The sequence below is a fragment of the Streptomyces sp. SAS_272 genome (genome assembly GCF_052543235.1).
This window is the reverse complement of the sequence record NZ_JBMNDR010000018.1, coordinates 29,853-43,367: the sequence shown is the minus strand read 5'-3', so window position 1 is coordinate 43,367 and position 13,515 is coordinate 29,853. Positions and strand designations below refer to the sequence as shown.

7 protein-coding genes, 5 tRNA genes and 1 pseudogene are annotated in these 13,515 nt (G+C 70.5%); 6 read left to right on the top strand and 7 right to left on the bottom strand.

Annotated features, from left to right (window positions below; translation table 11 throughout):
* Positions 1 to 367 precede the first annotated feature (367 nt).
* Positions 368 to 574, top strand: coding sequence for a developmental transcriptional regulator BldC (bldC, locus tag ACN6LD_RS13585; protein WP_003949541.1), 207 nt, complete (start codon positions 368 to 370; stop codon positions 572 to 574).
* A gap of 551 nt (positions 575 to 1,125) precedes the next feature.
* On the opposite strand, the pseudogene ACN6LD_RS13580 reads toward bldC, so the two are convergent.
* The 7 genes and pseudogenes from ACN6LD_RS13580 to ACN6LD_RS13550 all read right to left on the bottom strand — a co-directional run.
* A pseudogene (locus ACN6LD_RS13580) lies at positions 1,126 to 1,320 on the bottom strand (DUF6274 family protein); the annotation flags it as partial.
* A gap of 290 nt (positions 1,321 to 1,610) precedes the next feature.
* Positions 1,611 to 1,685: transfer RNA gene (locus ACN6LD_RS13575), tRNA-Asp, on the bottom strand.
* 95 nt (positions 1,686 to 1,780) lie between these two features.
* On the bottom strand, positions 1,781 to 5,791 hold the full coding sequence (hrpA, locus tag ACN6LD_RS13570; protein WP_319193465.1) for an ATP-dependent RNA helicase HrpA: 4,011 nt from the start codon (positions 5,789 to 5,791) through the stop codon (positions 1,781 to 1,783).
* A gap of 111 nt (positions 5,792 to 5,902) precedes the next feature.
* Positions 5,903 to 5,979 (bottom strand) — tRNA-Phe (locus tag ACN6LD_RS13565).
* A 24-nt stretch (positions 5,980 to 6,003) separates the two neighbouring features.
* A tRNA-Asp gene (locus tag ACN6LD_RS13560) sits at positions 6,004 to 6,078 on the bottom strand.
* Between the two features lie 38 nt (positions 6,079 to 6,116).
* Positions 6,117 to 6,189: transfer RNA gene (locus ACN6LD_RS13555), tRNA-Glu, on the bottom strand.
* An 80-nt stretch (positions 6,190 to 6,269) separates the two neighbouring features.
* Positions 6,270 to 7,865, bottom strand: a complete 1,596-nt coding sequence (locus tag ACN6LD_RS13550; RefSeq protein WP_445043282.1) for a metallophosphoesterase family protein — start codon at positions 7,863 to 7,865, stop codon at positions 6,270 to 6,272.
* An 84-nt stretch (positions 7,866 to 7,949) separates the two neighbouring features.
* On the opposite strand from ACN6LD_RS13550, the gene ACN6LD_RS13545 reads away from it, so the two are divergent.
* The 5 genes from ACN6LD_RS13545 (at position 7,950) to ACN6LD_RS13525 (ending at position 13,503) form a co-directional block, all read left to right on the top strand.
* The gene (locus ACN6LD_RS13545; protein WP_057576326.1) at positions 7,950 to 8,300 is read left to right on the top strand and encodes a metallopeptidase family protein; all 351 of its coding nucleotides are present in this window, start codon (positions 7,950 to 7,952) and stop codon (positions 8,298 to 8,300) included.
* Positions 8,301 to 8,397: 97 nt separating this feature from the next.
* Complete coding sequence (locus tag ACN6LD_RS13540) at positions 8,398 to 8,937, top strand: hypothetical protein (RefSeq protein ID WP_445043281.1); 540 nt, start codon at positions 8,398 to 8,400, stop codon at positions 8,935 to 8,937.
* A gap of 306 nt (positions 8,938 to 9,243) precedes the next feature.
* Positions 9,244 to 11,487 carry a DEAD/DEAH box helicase gene (locus tag ACN6LD_RS13535; protein WP_319192665.1) on the top strand — a complete coding sequence of 748 codons (2,244 nt, stop codon included), beginning with the start codon at positions 9,244 to 9,246 and terminating at the stop codon, positions 11,485 to 11,487.
* 289 nt (positions 11,488 to 11,776) lie between these two features.
* Positions 11,777 to 13,330 carry an amino acid permease gene (locus tag ACN6LD_RS13530; protein WP_319192662.1) on the top strand — a complete coding sequence of 518 codons (1,554 nt, stop codon included), beginning with the start codon at positions 11,777 to 11,779 and terminating at the stop codon, positions 13,328 to 13,330.
* 100 nt (positions 13,331 to 13,430) lie between these two features.
* Positions 13,431 to 13,503: transfer RNA gene (locus tag ACN6LD_RS13525), tRNA-Lys, on the top strand.
* Positions 13,504 to 13,515: the final 12 nt, after the last annotated feature.

The following is a 13,515-nucleotide window of genomic DNA, read 5'->3' as shown; positions in this document are numbered from 1 at the left end:
CAAAATAGGACAAGGAGTCCGGGGAGGACTCCGTCCGCCTACTTATGTTCCATCGTGGGGGGAAATCTCAGCATTGCACGCTTTGCGGGGTCTGGTGGCTCGCGATCACTCTGTGACTGATCGTCACAGTGGTGTGACTGTCCGCTATGGCATGGTCCATCGGCTTCCGTCGCCGATGAACACCTGGGGGGCAATTCCATCGGTTTGGCCGACGCGGCTGGACGGATGGTGTAGTTGTAGTGCCGAGGACAAGCCGTTCGTCCTATAACCGACTCGACCCGCATCCGCCATTTCGGGCAACGCGGGTCAAGGTGCAGAATTTAGAGGAAAGAACCGAGAACGATCGGTTCTCCCGAGGAGGCCGCTCATGACCGCTCGCACCCCTGATGCTGAGCCGCTGCTGACCCCGGCTGAGGTCGCCACGATGTTCCGCGTCGACCCCAAGACGGTCACGCGGTGGGCGAAGGCCGGCAAGCTCACGTCGATCCGCACGCTCGGCGGGCATCGCCGTTATCGCGAGGCTGAGGTCCGCGCACTGCTCGCGGGTATCCCGCAGCAGCGCAGCGAGGCCTGACAACCGCATATCGGGCAATCCGTCAGGTTCCCCCACCTGAGCGCACGCCCGAAACCTGGCATCAAACGACGTGGGTCCTGCCCCAACAGGGCCCTCGCCCCTAGGGAAACGTCGTCGATCGCGCCGGACTCCGCCGAGTCCGGCGCGATCTTTTTGTGCGCTCCAGCGCACTTGGGGTCACTCCACGGGTGGTATCAGGTGGCTCTGTGAGCGACCTTGTCGGAGTCTGGGGAGGCTCTGGGAGGGTTCCGGGGGGCATCCTCCGGAGTGGTGCAATTGCACATATTAAATTGACCACTTGTAGGAGAGTGGTAAGAACCCGGGTTTTCAAAACTCATGCAGTGACACCCGTCACATACCCAAAGGCTTGTTACCGGTGAGTCACGTGCGCTAGTAGACGATTGAACTTCACTGTGCCACAGGAGTCCGGCTGTGGGTACGGTCCGCGGCCCACGGCGTCACGCCGGGCGGGAATCGGCGGCCTCCGTCGCGTCGGCCGCCGCCGAGGGGCCCGCCGGGTTCGCGGCGCCGGCCGTGTCCGGGTCGCGGAGGGAGGGGCTCTCGCCCTCGGCAGCCCCCTCGGCGGGCCCCTCGGGGGTCTGGGCGCCCCAAGGCGCGCCGTCCATCGCCAGTTTCAGCAAGCGGTGGCAGATCGGGCAGTGGCGGGTCAGGTGGCGGTAGGACGACGCGGCCGACAGATGCGCGCGGAGCAGGGCCCGCGTTTCGTGCCTGACCGATGCCGCCATGCCCCACCTCCGCGCGGGCGCCGCGGGGAACGGGCCCTGAGTTCTGGGGTACCGGCCGAATGTGACGCCGTCAAGGGCGCCGCCGGGTGCGCGCCCGCAGGCGCACGCGAAAGAGCCCGGACCAAAAGATCCGGGCTCTCGCTGCGGTCCTGAGGGGATGTGCCGTGTCCGTTGGCGGCCCCGCCGCGGGCGCGGCCTTCGGCTCGGCAGGGCGGCGGCCGGTCGGCGCAGGTCGTCACACGAATGAGGCCCGCATCCCTTGCCGGGATGCGGGCCTCATTCGTTCAGTGCGGTCCTGACGGGATTTGAACCCGCGGCCTCCACCTTGACAGGGTGGCGAGCACTCCAAACTGCTCCACAGGACCTTGCTTTTGCGGCACTTGATGCTGCGTTGTGCTGCGAGAAGGACTGTACAGGAGGGTGAGCCCGGTGGTCGAACTCACTCTCCGTACGCAGTCCGTCACGGCGCCGCGGCGTCGATCGCCTTCACGATCCGCTTGTCGGAGACCGGGTACGCCGTGCCCAGCGCATGGGCGAAATAGCTGACCCGGAGCTCCTCGATCATCCAGCGGATGTCCAGGACCTGCTGGGGAACCGGGCTGCCCGCGGGCAGCTGCTCGAGCAGCCACGCGTACTCGTCCTGCATCTCGTGGACCTTCTCCATGCGCGCGGTGTCCCGTTGCGCCCCGGTCGGCATCTGCTGCAGCCTCCGGTCCGCGGCCACCAGGTAGCGCATGAGGTCGGGCAGCCGGCGCAGCCCCGCCCAGGTCACGAAGCCGGGCTTCACGAGGGCGTCCAGCTGTGTGCGCACGTCCGCCAGGTTCGCCAGCAGCACGGGGCTGCGCACGCCCTTCAGCCGGCGCTCACAGGACTGCCAGGCCGCGAGGACCTGCTGCACCTGGGCGACCGCCCGCACGGTCGTGTCGACGATCTCCGCGCGCACCTTCTCGTACAGCTTGCGGTACGACTCCTCGTCCCAGACCGGCCCGCCGAAGTCGGCGATCAGCCGGTCCGCCGCGGCCATCGCGCAGTCGTCGAACAGCGCCTGGACGGAACCGTGCGGATTCGCGGACAGCGCCAGCTTTTGAACGTTCGTCAACTTCTCGGATGCGAACTTTGCCGGGTTGACCGGGATGTTCCGCAGGATCAGCCGGCGGGTGCCCTTCCACATCGCCTCGGCCTGTTCCGCCTCCGTGTCGAAGAGGCGTACGGAGACGGTGTCCGCCGTCGGTCCGTCGTCGACGAGCGCCGGGTACGCCTTCACCGGCTGACCGGCGCGGCGGGTCTCGAAGACGCGGGTGAGGGCGCCGATCGTCCAGTCCGTCAGGCCCGAGCGCTCCAGGGACTCGCCGCCCTGCCGTTCGGCGGTGGCCGCGGCCGCCTGGGAGATGGCCTGCCTGGCCTTCGGCTTCAGCCGGAGTTTCAGGGACTCCAGGTCCTTGTCCTCGGCCAGATTGCGACGCCGCTCGTCGACGATCCGGAAGGTGATCTTGAGGTGGTCCGGCAGTCTCGACCAGTCGAAGTCGTCGGCCTCGAAGGGGACGCCGACCATCCGTTTGAGCTCCCGGGCCATGGCGGTCGTCAGGGGCTCCTGCAAGGGGACCGCCCGGTCCAGGAAACGCTTCGCGAAGTTCGGCGCCGGCACGTAGTTGCGCCGGATCGGCTTGGGAAGAGAACGGATCAGCTCCGTGACGACCTCCTCCCGCAGCCCGGGGATCTGCCAGTCGAAGCCCTCGTCCGTGACCTGGTTGAGCACCTGGAGGGGGACGTGGACGGTCACGCCGTCAGCGTCCGCGCCCGGCTCGAACTGGTACGTGACCCGGAACTTCAGGGGCCCCTGGCGCCAGGAGTCCGGGTAGTCGGCCTTGGTGACCGCCTCCGCCGACTCCCGGATGAGCATCTCGCGCTCGAAGTCGAGGAGGTCCGGCTGCTCGTGCCGCGCGTGCTTCCACCAGGAGTCGAAGTGCGCCCCCGACACCACGTGTTGCGGCACCCGCTGGTCGTAGAAGTCGAACAGCGTCTCGTCGTCGACCACGATGTCCCGGCGCCGCGCGCGGTGCTCCAGCTCCTCGACCTCGCTGAGGAGCCGGCGGTTGTCGGCGAAGAACTTGTGGTGCGTGCGCCAGTCGCCCTCGACGAGCGCGTTGCGGATGAACAGGTCGCGGGAGGTCTCCGGGTCGATCCGGCCGTAGTTGACCTTGCGCTGGGCGATGATCGGGACGCCGTACAGCGTCACCTTCTCGTCGGCCATCACGGCCGCCTGGTCCTTCTCCCAGCGCGGCTCGCTGTACGTCCGCTTCAGGAGGTGCCCGGCGAGCGGCTCGACCCACTCCGGCTCGATCTTCGCGTTGACGCGCGCCCACAGGCGGCTCGTCTCCACCAGTTCGGCGGACATCACGAACCTGGGCTGCTTCTTGAAGAGGGCCGACCCCGGGAAGATCGCGAACTTGGCGCTGCGCGCGCCCAGGTACTCGTTCTTGGCCGGGCTCTTCCCGCCCTCTCCCCCGGCGGTCTTCACGTCCTTCATGCCGATGTGCGACAGCAGACCGGCGAGGAGGGAGACGTGGACGCTCTGCTCGGGCGCGTCCTCCTCGTTCAGGTGGATGCCCATCTGCTTGGCGACCGTGCGCAGCTGCGTGTAGATGTCCTGCCACTCACGGATGCGCAGGAAGTTCAGGTACTCCTGCTTGCACATACGCCGGAAGGAGGAGGAGCCCCGCTCCTTCTGCTGCTCGCGGACGTACCGCCACAGGTTGAGGTAGGCGAGGAAGTCGCTCGTCTCGTCCCGGAAGCGGGCGTGCTGCTGGTCGGCCTGCGTCTGCTTGTCGGCCGGGCGTTCGCGCGGGTCCTGGATCGACAGCGCGGCGGCTATCACCATGACCTCGCGCACACAGCCGTTCTTGTCGGCCTCCAGGACCATGCGGGCGAGGCGCGGGTCGACCGGCAGCTGGGCCAGCTTGCGGCCGGTCTGGGTGAGCCGCCTGCGGGGGTCCTTCTCGGCCGGGTCCAGCGCGTTCAGCTCCTGGAGCAGCTGGACGCCGTCGCGGATGTTGCGGTGGTCCGGCGGGTCGATGAAGGGGAACTTCTCGATGTCGCCGAGGCCGGCCGCGGTCATCTGCAGGATGACGCTCGCCAGGTTGGTGCGCAGGATCTCCGCGTCCGTGAACTCGGGACGGGCGAGGAAGTCGTCCTCGTCGTACAGCCGGATGCAGATGCCGTCGCTGGTGCGGCCGCAGCGGCCCTTGCGCTGGTTGGCGCTGGCCTGCGAGATCGGCTCGATGGGCAGCCGCTGGACCTTGGTGCGGTGGCTGTAGCGGCTGATGCGGGCGAAGCCGGGGTCGATGACGTACTTGATGCCCGGGACGGTCAGGGACGTCTCGGCCACGTTCGTCGCCAGAACGATCCTGCGGCCCGTGTGCTGCTGGAACACCCGGTGCTGCTCGGCGTGCGAGAGCCGGGCGTACAGCGGCAGGACCTCGGTGAACCGGTACTTCTTCTTCTCCAGCGCGTCCGCCGTGTCGCGGATCTCCCGCTCACCGGAGAGGAAGACGAGGATGTCGCCCTGCCCCTCGCCCATCAGTTCCTCGACGGCGTCGGTGATCGCGGTGATCTGGTCGCGGTCGGCGTCCTCGGCGTCCTCCTCGAGGAGCGGCCGGTAGCGGACCTCGACCGGGTAGGTGCGTCCGCTGACCTCGACGATCGGGGCGTCGCCGAAGTGCCGCGAGAAGCGCTCCGGGTCGATCGTCGCGGAGGTGATGACGACCTTGAGGTCCGGCCGCCTGGGCAGCAGCTGGGCGAGATAGCCCAGCAGGAAGTCGATGTTGAGGGACCGCTCGTGTGCCTCGTCGATGATGATGGTGTCGTAGGCGCGCAGCTCGCGGTCGGTCTGGATCTCCGCGAGCAGGATGCCGTCCGTCATCAGCTTCACGAAGGTGGCGTCCGGGTTCACCTGGTCGGTGAACCGCACCTTCCAGCCGACGGCCTCCCCGAGCGGGGTCCGCAGCTCCTCCGCGACGCGCTCGGCCACGGTGCGGGCGGCGATACGGCGGGGCTGCGTGTGCCCGATCATGCCGCGGACGCCGCGCCCGAGCTCGAGGCAGATCTTGGGAATCTGCGTGGTCTTGCCGGAGCCGGTCTCACCGGCGACGATGACGACCTGATGATCACGGATGGCGGCCGCGATCTCGTCCTTCTTCTGGCTGACCGGAAGCTGCTCGGGGTACGACACGGCCGGCACGCGGCTGCGTCGCAGGGCCGCCCGTTCCTCGACCTGTGCGACCTCCGCCCCGATCTCGGCGAGGACGGCGGCACGGGCCTCCGGCTTGCGGATCCGGCGTGCGCCTTCGAGCCTGCGTCCGAGGCGGTGCGCGTCGCGCAGGGACAGCTCGGCCAGACGGGAGGCGAGGCCGCCGAAGCCGTCGGCGGCGGGAGTGCCCGGAGTGGAGGCGCCGGGGGCGGGGTGCGTAGACATACGCGGTCCAGGATCTCATCCCGGCCGAAGAAGGGGCGAGCGCTTTTGGCCGCGGCCGTCGGGCGCATCATGACGAAAACCCCCTCCGGAGCCCGGAGAGGGTTTGCGTTCTGGTGGCTGGGGCCGGGGTCGAACCGGCGACCTATCGCTTTTCAGGCGATCGCTCGTACCAACTGAGCTACCCAGCCACGAGGTTTCATGTGAAACCTCAGCGGTCCTGACGGGATTTGAACCCGCGGCCTCCACCTTGACAGGGTGGCGAGCACTCCAAACTGCTCCACAGGACCAAGCTGTTGCGTACGACAGTGTCGCACACGGTGTTACGTGCCCCCAACGGGATTCGAACCCGTGCTACCGCCTTGAAAGGGCGGCGTCCTAGGCCGCTAGACGATGAGGGCTATCGGCCCGCCTGGGCGCTTCTCAGCGCGTCGGGGACGTCATGAGCATATGGGATGCCGGGGGGTATCGCCAAAACGGTTTACGGGGCCTTCCGGGAGGCGGTCCCCGAGGGGACGGCGGACGGGCTCGGGGAGGGGCTGGAGGGCGAGCCGGGGGACGGGCCGGACGGGCCGGAGGACGGAGCGGCGCCCGGCTGGTTCTCCTTCGGGAGGTGGCGGCTGACCTCGGCCGTCGTCAGGCCCAGACCGCCGAGCTTGATCTCGTCCCAGGCCTGGAGGCGGCGGGTGCCGCGGTCGAAGTAGAGGATCGACGCCTCGATCGGGTCGGGGTACTTGCCCTCCACGGCGCGCAGACCGCTGCCGCCGGTCGACCCCTCGACGCGCAGCCGGGTGCCCTTCTTCATGACCTCCGTCTCCTCGTGGTGGAGGTGGCCGGACAGGACGAGGGGCACTTCGCCGTCGGTGCCGCGGGCGGCGGAGGGTTCGTGGACCACGGCCACGTCGGCCGGGGCGCCGGCCGCCCGCTGCGCGCGCAGGGCCTCGGCCAGTCGCGCGCCCGCCGTCTCCTGCGACTCGGCGGCGCCCGGCGCGGTGGAGCGGTCGGGCGTGAACTGCGGGTCGCCGATGCCGGCGAATCGCAGACCGGCGACGGTGACCGCGCGGCCGCCGTCGAGGACGTGCACGTTCTTCATGCCCTGCAGATAGCGCTGGGTGACGAGGGAGTCGTGGTTGCCCCTGACCCACACGTACGGTGCGCCCAGCGTGGCGATGGGGTCCAGGAAGCCGTTCTCGGCCGCGCTGCCGTGGTCCATGGTGTCGCCGGAGTCCACGATGACGTCGACCTTGTACTGCTCCACCAGCGACGAGATGATCTTCCAGCTCGCGGGGTTGAGGTGGATGTCGGAGACGTGCAGGACGCGCACGGTGGTCGGGTCCGGCGAGTAGGCGGGCAGCGTGGAGGTCACGTCGTAGAGCTTGGTGACGTTGGTGACCAGGCGGGCGAGTTCCTGCTGGTAGACGTCGAACTCGGTGACGATGCTGCGCGCGTTGCCGACGAGCGACGGCGCGGAGGACAGCAGGCCGGAGAACCGGGGCTCCAGCACCGACTTGGGGTTCCAGGTGGCGTAGGCGGTGGCGCCCGAGGCGGCCAGCAGGGCGAGCGCCAGGCCGCCGGCGGCGAGGGCGCGGCGCGGCCGGCGGTAGACCGCGAGGCCGAGCGCGGTGGCGCCGGAGACCACGGCGACGCAGGAGCGGACCGCGAGGTCCAGGGTGCCGTGCTCGACGTCGCGGGCGACCTCGTCCTGGAGACCGGAGAGGCGTTCGGGGTGGTCGACCAGGGCCTGGGAGCGGGCGGGGTCGAGCTGGTCGACGTTCACGTCGAGGCGGACCGGCGCCAGGTGACTGTCCAGGCTGAGCGCGCCCAGCGGGGAGATGTTGATCTTCGTCCCGCCGGTGAAGGAGGGGCGCAGGGTCATCGTGGTGTCCATGGGGCCGACGGGGACGCGGACGTTCCCGACGACCAGCAGCCCGAGCCAGGCGCCGGCGATGACGACGGCGGTGAGGCCGAAGGCGCGCAGCCAGGGCCGTGGGGGAGCGGCGAGTTCGGGGACGGTGTTCCGGCGCCGGGCGGGCTTGAGGCGTCGCAGGGCTGCGGTGGGGAGGCGGACACGGACCATTGGTGGCGTATGCCCCGGTCCAGGCGCGGATATGCGGGCCGTTCGCACGCTCCCCCCGGAGGCGGTGTGCCCGACAATGGGCCTGTGCTGGAGATGACGCGCGAGGAGTTCGAGGAACTGGTGGCCGAGGCGCTGGACCGGATTCCGCCGGAACTGACGCGGCTGATGGACAACGTCGCGGTGTTCGTCGAGGACGAACCGCCGGCGGACGATCCCGAGCTGCTCGGGCTGTACGAGGGGACCCCGCTGACCGATCGCGGCGAGTGGTACGCCGGGGTCCTGCCGGACCGGATCACGATCTACCGCGGGCCGACCCTGCGGATGTGCGAGTCCCGGGCGGAGGTGGTCGCGGAGACCGAGGTGACGGTGGTGCACGAGATCGCCCACCACTTCGGCATCGACGACGCCCGGCTGCACGCCCTCGGGTACGGCTGAGCCGTCCGGCGCAGGGGCGCGCGACCCGGGCGTGTCCTCTTGCGGGCGGCGGGAGTTGGGCACCGTGACTCCTTACGCCTGCCCCGGAGGTGGCCCTGTGCGCCCCTTGTACCTTCCCGTCCGTCTGGCTGTGACGGTCATGGCCGTCGCCGCGGCCGCCGGCTGTATGAGCGTGGGAGACGACGACGGCGGCCGGGCGAAGCCCTCGCACTCGGCCGGCCGGCAGGGCGGTGAGGCGGGAGGCGGCGACTCGCGGGGCGCGGGCGGCGGGTTCGGCGTGGGCGCGGCGGGCGGCGACGGCAGGCACGGGCATGGGAAGGGCGCCGGGGGGCGGGCGAGCGCTTCGGCGTCCGCGGGAGCCTCGCCGTCGGCGGGCGGGAGCGCCGCGGCGTCGCCCGGGGCGGTCCGGCCCGGACGGACCGCCGGGCCGGGAGCGCCGACGCAGAGCGGGGCCCAGCCGCCCGCCCCCACCCGGTCGCCGGACCCGGTGCCGCCCGTGCCGACGCCGGAGCCGCCGTCCCCCACGCCGGAGCCGACGGTCGCCGAGCCCTCGGCGTCGGCGCACGAGGACGGCGGAGGGACGGCGCCCCAGCTGCTCGACCGGGAGCCGGCGCCGCAGGCCGGTGCGCCGGTCTAGGGCGTGACCGGAACGGTTCGCCCTCTCCGGCGGGGGTGCGCGGAGCTCGTCGGGCGGGAGCCCCGCGGACCGCGATCCCGCTAGGCCGGGCGGCTGAGCTGCGACGATGGCCTCGGTTTGCCTTCCGCGGCCGGGGTGCGTATGGTAGTAGATCGTTTGATCCCATTTGCCCGGCGCCACTGCAGAGCGCGCCGTGTGGCGCGTACTCTCCCTTGCCGTGGCTGACCGCATAGAGGCGGTCCTTGCAATGCGAACACGGAGTTGACGGGCGCGTGCCGAAGAGACTCCGGAAGGTTTCGCATTCGCATGTCCATTTCCAGTACTGATCACGCCGTCATGCCCGAGAACGACGGCGCGACGATCGACGAAGCGGCGATCGAGGTCACCGAGGCCGCCGAGGCCTCCGTCGAGACCCCCGAACTCACCTTCGCCGACCTCGGTCTCCCCGAGGGCGTCGTGCGCAAGCTCGCGCAGAACGGCGTGACCAGCCCCTTCCCGATCCAGGCCGCGACCATCCCGGACGCCCTGGCCGGCAAGGACATCCTCGGCCGTGGCCGCACCGGCTCCGGCAAGACCCTCTCCTTCGGTCTGCCGACCCTGGCCACGCTGGCCGGCGGGCACACCGAGAAGCGCAAGCCGCGCGCCGTCATCCTCACGCCGACGCGTGAGCTGGCGATGCAGGTCGCGGACGCGCTGCAGCCCTACGGCGACGTCCTCGGCCTGAAGATGAAGGTCGTCTGCGGCGGTACGTCGATGAGCAACCAGATCTACGCCCTGGAGCGCGGCGTCGACGTCCTCGTCGCCACCCCGGGCCGGCTGCGGGACATCATCAACCGCGGCGCCTGCTCCCTCGAGAACGTGCAGATCGCCGTCCTCGACGAGGCCGACCAGATGTCCGACCTGGGCTTCCTGCCCGAGGTCACCGAGCTGCTCGACCAGATCCCCGGCGGCGGCCAGCGGATGCTGTTCTCCGCCACGATGGAGAACGAGATCTCCACGCTGGTCAAGCGCTACCTGAGCAACCCGGTCACGCACGAGGTCGACAGCGCCCAGGGCAACGTCACGACCATGTCGCACCACATCCTGATCGTGAAGCCCAAGGACAAGGCGCCGGTCACCTCCGCGATCGCCTCCCGCAAGGGCCGCACCATCATCTTCGTCCGCACCCAGCTGGGCGCCGACCGTATCGCCGAGCAGCTGCGCGACGCCGGTGTGAAGGCGGACGCGCTGCACGGCGGCATGACCCAGGGCGCGCGCACCCGCACGCTGGCCGACTTCAAGGACGGTTACGTCAACGCGCTCGTCGCGACCGACGTCGCCGCCCGCGGCATCCACGTGGACGGCATCGACCTGGTCCTGAACGTGGACCCGGCCGGCGACCACAAGGACTACCTGCACCGCGCCGGCCGCACGGCGCGCGCCGGCCGCACCGGCACGGTCGTCTCGCTCTCGCTGCCGCACCAGCGCCGTCAGATCTTCCGCCTGATGGAGGACGCGGGCGTCGACGCCGGGCGTCACATCATCCAGGGCGGCGCCGCCTTCGACCCGGCGGTCGCCGAGATCACCGGCGCCCGCTCGATGACGGAGGTCCAGGCCGAGTCCGCGGGCAACGCGGCGCAGCAGGCCGAGCGTGAGGTCTCCGAGCTCACCAGGGAGCTGGAGCGTGCGCAGCGCCGGGCTGCCGAGCTGCGCGAGGAGGCCGACCGTCTGGTGGCCCGCGTGGCGCGTGAGCGTGGCGAGGACCCGGAGGCGGCCGTCGTCGCGGCCGCCGAGGCGGTCGTCGAGCAGGACGCCGTGGTGGAGGCGCCGGCCGAGGCCGCGGTGGCCGCGGTCGCCGAGCAGCCCGCGGAGCGTCCCGCGTACGAGCCGCGGCAGCGCCGTGACGAGCGGGGCAACTACGAGCGCCGTGACGACCGTCGCGACGACCGTGGCGGCCGTTCCTTCGAGCGTCGCGACCACGACCGTGGCGGTTTCAACCGCGGCGACCGCGGTGGCTTCAACCGTGACGACCGTGGCGGCCGTTCCTTCGAGCGCCGTGACGACCGTCGCGACGACCGCGGCGGCCGTTCCTTCGAGCGTCGTGACGACCGCGGTGGCTTCAACCGCGACCGTGACCGTGACAACAACCGCGGCGACCGTGGCGGCTTCAACCGTGACGACCGTGGCGGCCGTTCCTTCGAGCGCCGTGACGACCGTCCCTCGGGCGGTTTCCGCCGTGACGACCGTCGTGACGAGCGCCCCTCCGGTGGCTTCCGCCGTGACGACCGTCCCTCGGGCGGCTTCAACCGTGACCGTCGTGACGAGCGCCCCTCCGGTGGCTTCGGCCGCGACGACCGTCAGTCCGGCGGCTTCAACCGTGACCGTCGTGACGAGCGCCCCTCCACCCACCGTGGCAGCGACCGTCCGTTCAACCGGGACCGTCAGGGCGACCGTCCGGGCTTCCGCTCCGGTGGCCACGAGCGTCCGTACGGCCGTCGTGACGACCACCGCGGCACCGCGCCCGGCGCCGGCCGTCGCGACGACAAGCCCCGCTGGAAGCGCAACGGCTGACGCACCCGCTGACGCCGGCGCACCCGCGTGAACGCCGTGGCCCCCACCGACCGACCGGTGGGGGCCACGGCGTTTTCGCATGTCGCGAGAGCGAGGTTCGGCCGCCTGCACCCACCACGCCACCTGGTCGCGCGGGACACGGCCGGCGGGCTGTACCGGATTCCCGGCGACGGCCGGGGCTCCTGCACCACCCGCGTGAAGATCGGCGCCGGCACGGCAGGTCTGCAAGGGCATTTTCTGGCCAAGTCGTGACGTGTGTCACGCCCCCGGCGTGGGAATTGCTGGGGGCATGACAGATGACGGCGCAGTGGGCGGCAGCTCTCCCGGGAACCTCTCGGACGAAGAGCGGCTTGCCCAGCTCGGCTACACCCAGGTTCTCGCCCGCCGCATGTCGGCGTTCTCCAATTACGCGGTCTCCTTCACGATCATCTCGGTCCTGTCGGGCTGCCTGACGCTGTACCTGTTCGGCATGAACACCGGCGGCCCGGCGGTGATCACCTGGGGCTGGGTGGTCGTCGGCCTCATGACGCTGTTCGTGGGCCTGTCGATGGCCGAGATCTGCTCGGCGTACCCGACGTCGGCCGGCCTGTACTTCTGGGCGCACCGGCTGGCGCCCCCGCGCTCGGCCGCGGCCTGGGCCTGGTTCACGGGCTGGTTCAACGTGCTCGGGCAGGTCGCGGTGACCGCCGGCATCGACTTCGGGGCCGCGTCCTTCCTCGGCGCGTACCTGAACCTCCAGTTCGACTTCGAGGTGACGCCCGGCCGGACGGTCCTGCTCTTCGCCGGCATCCTGCTGCTGCACGGCCTGCTGAACACCTTCGGGGTCCGCATCGTCGCCCTCCTCAACAGCGTGAGCGTGTGGTGGCACGTGCTCGGCGTGGGCGTCATCGTGGGCGCGCTGGCCTTCGTCCCCGACAAGCACCAGTCGACGTCCTTCGTGTTCGGCGAGTTCGTCAACAACACGGGCTGGGGCAGCGGGGTGTACGTCGTCCTGCTCGGCCTGCTGATGGCCCAGTACACCTTCACCGGCTACGACGCCTCCGCCCACATGACGGAGGAGACGCACGACGCGTCGACGGCCGGACCCAAGGGCATCGTGCAGTCCATCTGGACCTCGTGGATCGCCGGCTTCGTCCTGCTGCTCGGCTTCACTTACGCCATCCAGTCCTACGACGCCGCCCTCGCCTCGCCGACCGGCGCGCCGCCCGCCCAGATCCTGCTGGACGCGCTCGGCGCGACCGCCGGCAAGCTGCTGCTGCTCGTCGTCATCGGCGCCCAGCTGTTCTGCGGGATGGCGTCGGTGACCGCCAACAGCCGCATGATCTACGCCTTCTCGCGCGACGGGGCGCTGCCCTTCTCGCACATCTGGCACACGGTCAGCCCGCGCACCCGCACGCCCGTCGCGGCGGTCTGGCTGGCGGCCGGCGGCGCGCTGGTGCTGGGCCTGCCCTACCTGATCAACGTGACCGCGTACGCGGCCGTGACCTCCATCGCCGTCATCGGCCTCTACATCGCGTACGTCATCCCGACGCTGCTGCGCATCCGCAAGGGCGACGCCTTCGCGCGGGGGCCGTGGCACCTGGGCCGCTGGTCGAAGGCGATCGGCGTGGTGGCGGTCGCGTGGGTGGCCGTCATCACCGTCCTGTTCATGCTGCCCCAGCTCTCCCCGGTCACCTGGGAGACGTTCAACTACGCCCCGATCGCCGTCCTCGCGGTCCTGGGCTTCGCGGGCGGGTGGTGGCAGCTCTCGGCGCGCGACTGGTTCCTCAACCCCGAGCACGAGAAGACCCTCGCCAGAGAGGCGGCACGGGCGAGCACACCCGGCAAACCGCCCAACCCGTGACCGATCCCGGTCGGTTCCCGTCCTTCGACGCGGCCGTGTCCCCGATACCCGATCGGAGACCCGGCCGCGTCCCGCTATGCTCGGGGAGGCAACATCACCGGGGCCCTTAGCTCAATTGGCAGAGCAGTGGACTTTTAATCCATTGGTTGTGGGTTCGAGTCCCACAGGGCCTACCGGTGCGGGGG

Coding starts and splice junctions, on each gene's coding strand:
- ACN6LD_RS13550 (WP_445043282.1), bottom strand. CDS start 7,865: ATGGTCCGTGTCCGCCTCCCCACCGCAGCCCTGCGACGCCTCAAGCCC.
- ACN6LD_RS13530 (WP_319192662.1), top strand. CDS start 11,777: ATGACAGATGACGGCGCAGTGGGCGGCAGCTCTCCCGGGAACCTCTCG.
- ACN6LD_RS13535 (WP_319192665.1), top strand. CDS start 9,244: ATGTCCATTTCCAGTACTGATCACGCCGTCATGCCCGAGAACGACGGC.
- hrpA (WP_319193465.1), bottom strand. CDS start 5,791: ATGTCTACGCACCCCGCCCCCGGCGCCTCCACTCCGGGCACTCCCGCC.
- bldC (WP_003949541.1), top strand. CDS start 368: ATGACCGCTCGCACCCCTGATGCTGAGCCGCTGCTGACCCCGGCTGAG.